This window comes from Streptomyces shenzhenensis (genome assembly GCF_021462265.1).
Classification (GTDB): domain Bacteria; phylum Actinomycetota; class Actinomycetes; order Streptomycetales; family Streptomycetaceae; genus Streptomyces; species Streptomyces shenzhenensis.
Genome location: NZ_JAJONF010000166.1, coordinates 1 through 988 on the forward strand (window position 1 = coordinate 1; position 988 = coordinate 988).

Sequence of the window (988 nt, forward strand, 5' to 3'; positions counted from 1 at the left end):
TCTTGGTGGGCTGGGTGGATCTCGTGGTTGGCCGGGCAGGACGCCCGTATGGTGCGGCGACACGAGCTCACGGACGCGCAGTGGCGGAAGATCGAACCTCTCCTGCCCGGCAACGGCAGGCCGGGTGGGCAGTGGGCGGATCACCGCAGGGTGATCAACGGGGTGCTGTTCCGGGCTCGGACGGGGGTGCCCTGGCCTGACCTGCCGGAACGGTACGGCCCCTGGCAGACCGTCTATGAGCGTCATCGCCGCTGGTCGGCCGACGGGACCTGGAAGGCCGTCCTTGAGGAGTTACAGATCGAGGCGGATGCCGGCGATCCGGACGGGGCACTCGACCGCCAGGCGGACCGGCAGGAGTGGGCCGTGAACATCGACTCGACTTCCTGCCGGGCCCATCAGCACGCGGCCGGGGCGCCCCGCAAACCTCCGGCCGACTACCCGCAAAAGGGGGCGGGACGCGTGAGGAGGCAGATGGGCGCGAGGCGTTGGGGCGCTCACGGGGCGGGCTGACCAGCAAGGTCCATCTGCTCTCCGACGACCGGGCCCGTCCGCTGCACTGGCTGACCTCGCCCGGTCAGCGGGGTGACAGCCCGATGTTCGCCCCGGTGCTGGACGGCTTGCGCATCCGGCGCCGCGGCACGGGCCGCCCGCGCAGCCGGCCGGACCGGGTACGCGGCGACAAGGCGTACTCCAGCCGGGACAACCGCGCCTACCTGCGGCGGCGCGGGATCAAGGCCACCATCGCTCAGCCCGATGACCAGCGGCTCCACCGCAAGCGCCGGGGACAGGCCGGTGGCCGGCCCCCAGCCTTCGACAAAGCCCAGTACCGCCGCCGCAACGCGGTCGAGCGGTGCGTGAACAAGTGGAAGCAGTTCCGCGCGGTGGCCACCCGGTACGACAAACGCGACTACGTCTTCAACGGCACCCTGACCGTCACCGCGATCGTCATCTGGCTCCGCGACACCGTCCAAGAGCCATCAGAAACGGC

At 71.1% G+C, this 988-nt stretch carries 1 protein-coding gene; it reads left to right on the forward strand.

Annotated elements, in window-relative coordinates; translation table 11 throughout:
- Window positions 1-51: 51 nt before the first annotated feature.
- Window positions 52-988, forward strand: a protein-coding gene (locus LQ326_RS47260; RefSeq protein WP_234545391.1) for an IS5 family transposase whose coding sequence is annotated in 2 segments (ribosomal slippage) — window positions 52-429 and window positions 432-988 — 935 coding nt annotated over the 2 segments. Because the reading frame shifts where the segments join, the coding sequence is not laid out codon by codon here. This gene is flagged as partial in the annotation.